The following is a 6095-nucleotide window of genomic DNA, read 5'->3' on the forward strand; positions in this document are numbered from 1 at the left end:
CACCGCCCGTACAGCCGCCCGCCGCTGTCCAAGCAGTTCCTGACCGGCCGGACCGCAGTCGCCGACCTCGCCTTCCGGGCCGACGAGGAACTCGACGCGCACTGGCTGCTCGGCACCCGCGTCAGCGGCCTCGACCTGCGCGACCGCTCGGTCGAACTGCCCGGCGGCGAGCGCCTGCCGTTCGACGGTCTCGTCGTCGCCACCGGCGTCGCGGCCAAACGGCTGCCCGAGGCGCCGCTGTTCACCGACCGCATACGCACCATCCGCACCCTCGCCGACGCCACCGCCGTCCGGCACGCCATGACCGCGGCCCGGACCAACCACGTCGTCATCCTCGGCGGCGGCTTCGTCGGCTGCGAACTGGCCTGCACCGCCCGGGAACAGGGTCTGGAGGTCACGGTGGTGGCCCCCGGCAGGCCGCTGCTGCGGCGGGTCCTGGGCGCGCGCGTCGGCGAGGTGGTCGGACGGATCCAGCGGCGGGCCGGCGTGGACCTGCGGCTCGGCCGGCGGATCACCGACTGGCAGGACCACGGCGACGTGCTGCGGCTGGGCCTGGACGACGGAACACTGCTCACCTGCGACTTCGTCGTGCTGGGACTGGGCGGCACGCCGCGGACCGCATGGCTGCGCGGCAGCGGCATCGACATCGCCGACGGCGTCCGCTGCGGGCCGACCCTGCACGTCCGCGACATCCACGGGCGCACCGCCGAGCACATCGTGGCCGCCGGGGACGTGGCCGGCTGGCCCAACGCCCGCTTCGACGACGTGCCGCGCCGCGTCGAACACCTCATCCACGCGGTGGAGATGGGCCAGCACGCGGCCGACGCACTGCTGCGCGGACCGGCCCGGGCCGGCCGTTTCGTGCCCGTGCCCCGCTTCTGGTCGGAGCAGCACGGCACCCGCATCCAGGCGGTGGGCATGCCCGCGCTCGGCACCGAGGTGGAGGTCGTCGAGGGATCCCTGCGCGGCGAGCGGTTCGTCGCCCGCTACACCAGGCCGACCCCGTACGGATCGCAGGTCGTCGGGGCCGTCGCCTTCGACATGCCGCTGCCGCTGCTGGAGTACCGCGACCAGATCGGCCGGGCCCGCCCGCAGCCGAGGCGTCCCGAACTCGTCGGCCGCGGGAGGCGGGGATGAGCCGCGCCGCCGCCCGGCGCGGCGCCCGCCCGCACCCCGGACGCCCGCTGCCGCGGCTGCTGAGCCTGCCCGCCCGGCTGCACCTGCGCTGGCTGGTGATCGCCGTGCTGCTGGCGGCTGCCGTCGGGCTGTACGGACGGGTGCTGCTCACCTCGGCGCCGATGCCGCCGAGCCGGGCGCCGCAGACGGGCACTCCCACCTCGTCCCCGCCGCCGCGCGTGATGGCGCGCGGCTGACGATGCGAGGGATGTCCCCTTCGTCCGCGCGGACGGCCCGTCAGCACAGCCCGCTGACCAGCCGACTTCGGGATTCGCCGGGCCTTCAATACGATCCAGCGATGATCATCAGAAGGTTACTGACCACTGGACTGGGCTGTGGCCTGCTCGCCGTGCTGGCCTGCGGTCTGCTGCCCGCGAGCGCGTCCGCGGACGAACCCGCCGCCCCGCAACCCGCCCCCAAGGTCGAGCTGGTGCTCGACGTGAGCGGCTCCATGAAGGCCCGCGACATCGACGGCCAGTCACGGATGTCCGCCGCCAAGCAGGCGTTCGACGATGTCCTGGACTCGGTGCCGGACGGTGTCCAGCTCGGTATCCGCACCCTCGGTGCGAACTACCCGGGCAACAACCGCAAGACCGGCTGCAAGGACACCCGGCAGCTCTACCCGGTCGGCCCGCTGGACCGCACCGAGGCCAAGACCGCCGTCGCCACGCTGCAGCCCACCGGCTGGACCCCGATCGGCCCCGCCCTGACCGCCGCCGCCAACGACCTGAAGGGCGGCAACGGCACCCGCCGGATGGTCCTGATCACCGACGGGGAGGACACCTGCAACATCAACCCCTGCGATGTCGCCCGCAGCATCGCCGCCCAGGGCATCCACCTGGTCATCGACACCCTCGGCCTGATACCGGACTCCAGCACCCGCAACCAGCTCAGCTGCATAGCCGAGGCGACCGGCGGCACCTACACCACCGTGCAGCACCGCCAGCAGCTGACCAGCAAGGTCAAGCAACTCGTCGACCGCAGCAACGACACGACGGTCGCCCCGGTGGCCGTCCAGGGCGGCGCGGACTGCGCTGCCGCGCCGCTGCTGAAGGAAGGGCTCTACACCGACCGGGAGACCTTCTCCCAGAACCGCTGGTACCGCGTCGCGGTCAAGCCGGGGCAGGAACTGCGGGCCTCGGTCAGCGTGTCCGAGGACCGCACGGTCAACGCCGACTACGGCGTCCTGCTGCGCGGTGTCACCGAGCACGGGCGTGAACTCGTCCGCGACGACGAGGGCGGCACCGGACGCACCGACGCGGTGTCGGCCGGCATCCGCTATCCCAAACCGCACGCCGACGACGGCACACCACCGGAGACGGTCTGCCTCCAGGTCGGCAACTCCTTCTCGGCGCAGGCCGGCGTGAAGACCACGCCCGGACTGCCGGTCGAGCTGTCCATCGACTTGACCCGCAGTCCCGTCAATCCGTCCGATGTCGCCTTCTACGGCCTCGGCCGCGGCTGGTGGCTGCTGGGCCTGCTCGCCGCCGTCGGCGCGGTGGCCGGCCTGCTGACCGGCTGGATCGCCCGCTGGCGTCTCAACACGGGAAGGACCGACTGATGCGCGCCGCACAACTGCTCGGCGCCGCGGCGCTGCTGGCCGGTACGGCGCTGGGCGTCCTGGCGGGGCCCGCGACCGCCGACACCCCCGCCCGACCGACTTCCGGGGCCGCGACCGGCTCGGCCGACCCGAGCGCGACCGCGACCCCCGACACCGCCCCGCCCACCACGGCGGGCACCAATTTCGTGACCGCCACGGTCGTCCAGCAGGGGGTCCGGGCCACCGCCGACGCCTCCACCGGCGATTACATGTACTGGGCCTTCCCGGCCGACACCGGGCAGAACGTCACGGTCACCGCGACCGTGACCTACCCGGCGGCCACCGCCCGGCACGGCGCGTCCACCTGGCAGGTCGACGTCTACGACGGCCTGCGCCGCCGCCAGCCGTGCCGCTCGGGCACACAGACCCGGACGGCGGCGGCCGGCGCCACCGACGTCAAGCTGGTCTGCCGGCTGCGGGCCGTCCGCTCCTGGGCCGAGCCCTGGTCCAACGACCCGCTGCGCGGCGCCTACTACGTGCGGCTCACGGTGCTCGACCTGCCCCAGTCCGATCTGGGGCTGCCGGTACGGGCCGCGATGGAGGCCACCTCCTCCGGCACGGCCGGCGCGCACGCGGTGGACGGCTCGGTCGCCCCCGTGGTCTCGCAGAACGCGCCCGACGTCCGCCCGTCCGGCGGCTGGTCGGGCACCTGGTGGTCCCCGCGCTGGCTGTGGACCGGGGGCGGCGGCCTGCTGGCCGTGCTCGTCGCCATCGGCGCGCACCGGCTGGCCCGCGGGCCGGTCCGGCTCAGCGGACCGTACGGCCGCCGGCCGCCTCCCGCGCAGGAGCCGGAACGCTACGCCGGCTGAGCGGGCGACCGCCCGGCTGTGCGACGAAGGGCCCGTCCGACGCGGTGTGTCGGACGGGCCCTTCGTCGCACGCCGCCGGGCGGCGCCCCGTCACTCCGGGTCGAGCCGCTCCTCCAGCCGCTCACGCTCGTCGTCGGTCCACGAACGGGTGTCGCGTGGCTGGACATACGGCTCCGCGTCCGCGGGCAGGCCGCCGGCGATCGCCCGCTGGCGGGCCAGCTCGGCGTCGAACTCCAGGCCGAACAGCATCGCCACGTTCGTCAGCCACAGCCACACCAGGAAGACGATGACACCCGCCAGCGTGCCGTAGGTCCGGTTGTACCGGGCGAAGTTCGCCACGTACAGCGCGAAGCCCGCCGAGGCCAGCAGCCAGACGAACAGCGCCAGCAGGCTGCCCGGGGTGATCCAGCGAAAGCCCCGGCCCTTGGCGTTGGGGGCGGCCCAGTACAGAATCGCGATCATGACCACTACGATCACCACCAGCACGGGCCACTTGGCCACCGACCACAGCTTCAGTCCCGCGTCGCCGACCCCGAGCATGGTGCCCGCCTGATCGGCCAGCGCCCCGGTGAACACCACGATCAGCGCGCTCGCGCAGGCCAGCACCATCAGCACCACGGTCAGCAGCAGCCGCAGCGGCGTGACCTTCCACAGCGGCCGCCCCTCCGGGATGTCGTACACCGCGTTGGACGCCCGGATGAACGCCCCCACGTAACCTGACGAGGACCAGACCGCGCCCAGCCAGCCCCACCACCGCGAGCACCGAACCGGTCCCGCCGCTGTTCTGCAGCTGCTCCACCGCGTGCGTGATGATGTCGCGCGCCGAGGCGGGCGTGAGCTCCGTCAGGTTGTCCAGGATGCGGCGGGTGGCCGACTGCCCGGCCACCCCGAGCAGCGACACCAGGACCAGCAGCGCCGGGAAGAGCGACTGCACGGCGTAGTACGTGAGCGCCGCCGCGCGGTCGCTCAGCTCGTCCTTCTGGAACTCGCGGACGGTGCTGGTGATCGCCGCCCACCACGACCGGCCGCGCAGCTGCGTCGGCTGGTCCGGGCTGGCCTCCTCCGCCGCCCGCAGGCCGCGCCGCCTCAGATGCCCGCCAGGTCTCCGCTCACCGGTTGTCATGATGAGCTGATTGCCCGGATCCGGCCCGCGAACCGGCCGGCGGAGGTGGTGTTCGGGTCGGGGCTCGTCGTCCCGGTCGTCCCGGTCGTCCAGGTCGCCCCGGCGGGCCCCGTCCGCCCGGGCGGCGCCGGCGCGGTCAGTTCGGATCGGCCAGCGGGGCGATGTGCAGATGCGCCAGGTCGTCCGGAATCCGGCCCGACGGGCGGAACAGCGGCGGCGACTCGCCGTCCAGCGCGGTGGCCGGCGCGTCGGTGAGCCGCATCCGCTCGCGCAGCCGCCCGTAGAAGTTGGCCTGCTGCAGCCGTACCAGCCGCAGCGGCCGCGGCGCGGCGAAGACGCCCACCCAGTCACCGGGGTCCAGCACTCCGCGCACCTGTCCGTCGACGCTGACCGCGGCCTGACCGGAGTGCGGGAGCACCCGCAGCGCCACCGGCTCGTCGGCGTCGGCGATCACCGTACGGTCGAAGGTCATGTGCGGGGCGACGGGCGTGAAGACCAGCGCCCGCATCCGGGGCGACAGCACCGGGCCGCCCGCGGCGAAGCTGTAAGCGGTCGAACCGGTCGGCGTGGCGACGATCACCCCGTCGGCCGAGTAGGAGGCCAGCAGCCGGCCCGCGATGTAGACGCCCAGGCTGACCTGCCGGTCCCGGGACAGCTTTTCCAGCACGATGTCGTTGAGCGCGGTGATGTCCAGTGCCACCCCCCAGCCCTCGTCCCCGGCGGTCTCCGGCCGGACCTGGGGCGGCGGCAGTACCGGACCGCGGCCGTAGCCCATCAGCGAGTCCAGCCCGCTGGGCATCCCCAGGGGTTTGGACGCCCGCATGGTGAGCATCATCCGCTCCTCGCAGGCCGAGTCGCCGGCCAGCACGGCGTCCAGCGCGCGCTCCACGTCGGTGACCGCGATCTCGGTGAGGAAGCCGACCCTCCCGAGGTCCACGCCCAGGACCTGGATGTCCTTCTTGGCCGCGATCCGCGCGCCGCGCAGGAACGTTCCGTCGCCGCCGAGGGTGACGATCAGATCGGGGCTGCCCGCCGCGGCCACCTCCTCGCGCCCGCTGCGGCGGTTCTCGTGCTCGCCCCAGACGTCGATGGCCACGCAGGTGATGCCGTGCCGGGCGGTCCAGGCCCGCACCGTCTCGGCGCCGGCCACCGCGGCCGGACGGCCCTCATGGACGACGAGACCCAACCGGCGGATCGGCATGCGCTGATATCTCTTCCTGAACGGAGGGGACTTTCTGCCCTGGCAGGCTACCGCCGGGTGGCCCGGGCCGCCCGCGATGACGCGCCGCGCCCGGTGGCGGGCGGCGCGCGAAGAGTGCCTGGGCGCGAAGCGTGCCGGGGCGCGCCCGCTCCGGTCAGCGGCGGCGGCCGAAGCCGTGCCCCGCCC

6 protein-coding genes and 1 pseudogene are annotated in these 6095 nt (G+C 74.0%); 5 read left to right on the forward strand and 2 right to left on the reverse strand.

Annotated elements, in window-relative coordinates; all coding sequences use genetic code 11:
- The 4 genes from GA0115240_RS32875 to GA0115240_RS32890 all read left to right on the forward strand — a co-directional run.
- On the forward strand, window positions 1-1137 hold a 1137-nt coding region (locus tag GA0115240_RS32875), incomplete at its 5' end, for an NAD(P)/FAD-dependent oxidoreductase (protein WP_093742473.1).
- Window positions 1134-1373 carry a hypothetical protein gene (locus GA0115240_RS32880; RefSeq protein ID WP_093742475.1) on the forward strand — a complete coding sequence of 80 codons (240 nt, stop codon included), beginning with the start codon at window positions 1134-1136 and terminating at the stop codon, window positions 1371-1373. The genes GA0115240_RS32875 and GA0115240_RS32880, both read left to right, overlap by 4 nt.
- Window positions 1374-1474: 101 nt before the next feature.
- Entirely contained in the window at window positions 1475-2737 is a 1263-nt protein-coding gene (locus GA0115240_RS32885; protein WP_093742477.1) for a VWA domain-containing protein, read from the forward strand.
- Window positions 2737-3585, forward strand: a complete 849-nt coding sequence (locus GA0115240_RS32890; RefSeq protein WP_237555408.1) for a hypothetical protein — start codon at window positions 2737-2739, stop codon at window positions 3583-3585. Before GA0115240_RS32885 ends, GA0115240_RS32890 begins: the two co-directional genes overlap by 1 nt.
- A gap of 90 nt (window positions 3586-3675) precedes the next feature.
- Here the strand turns inward: GA0115240_RS32890 and GA0115240_RS32895 are convergent.
- Window positions 3676-4618, reverse strand: a pseudogene (locus GA0115240_RS32895) (YihY/virulence factor BrkB family protein).
- Here GA0115240_RS32895 and GA0115240_RS38930 point away from each other — a divergent pair.
- Window positions 4530-4718, forward strand: a complete 189-nt coding sequence (locus GA0115240_RS38930) for a hypothetical protein (protein ID WP_256070150.1) — start codon at window positions 4530-4532, stop codon at window positions 4716-4718. The pseudogene GA0115240_RS32895 and the gene GA0115240_RS38930 overlap by 89 nt on opposite strands.
- A 126-nt stretch (window positions 4719-4844) precedes the next feature.
- Here GA0115240_RS38930 and GA0115240_RS32900 read toward each other — a convergent pair whose 3' ends face one another.
- On the reverse strand, window positions 4845-5909 hold the full coding sequence (locus GA0115240_RS32900; RefSeq protein WP_093742479.1) for an NAD(+)/NADH kinase: 1065 nt from the start codon (window positions 5907-5909) through the stop codon (window positions 4845-4847).
- Between the last annotated feature and the right edge of the window lie 186 nt (window positions 5910-6095).

This window comes from Streptomyces sp. DvalAA-14 (assembly GCF_900091855.1).
GTDB lineage: Bacteria > Actinomycetota > Actinomycetes > Streptomycetales > Streptomycetaceae > Actinacidiphila.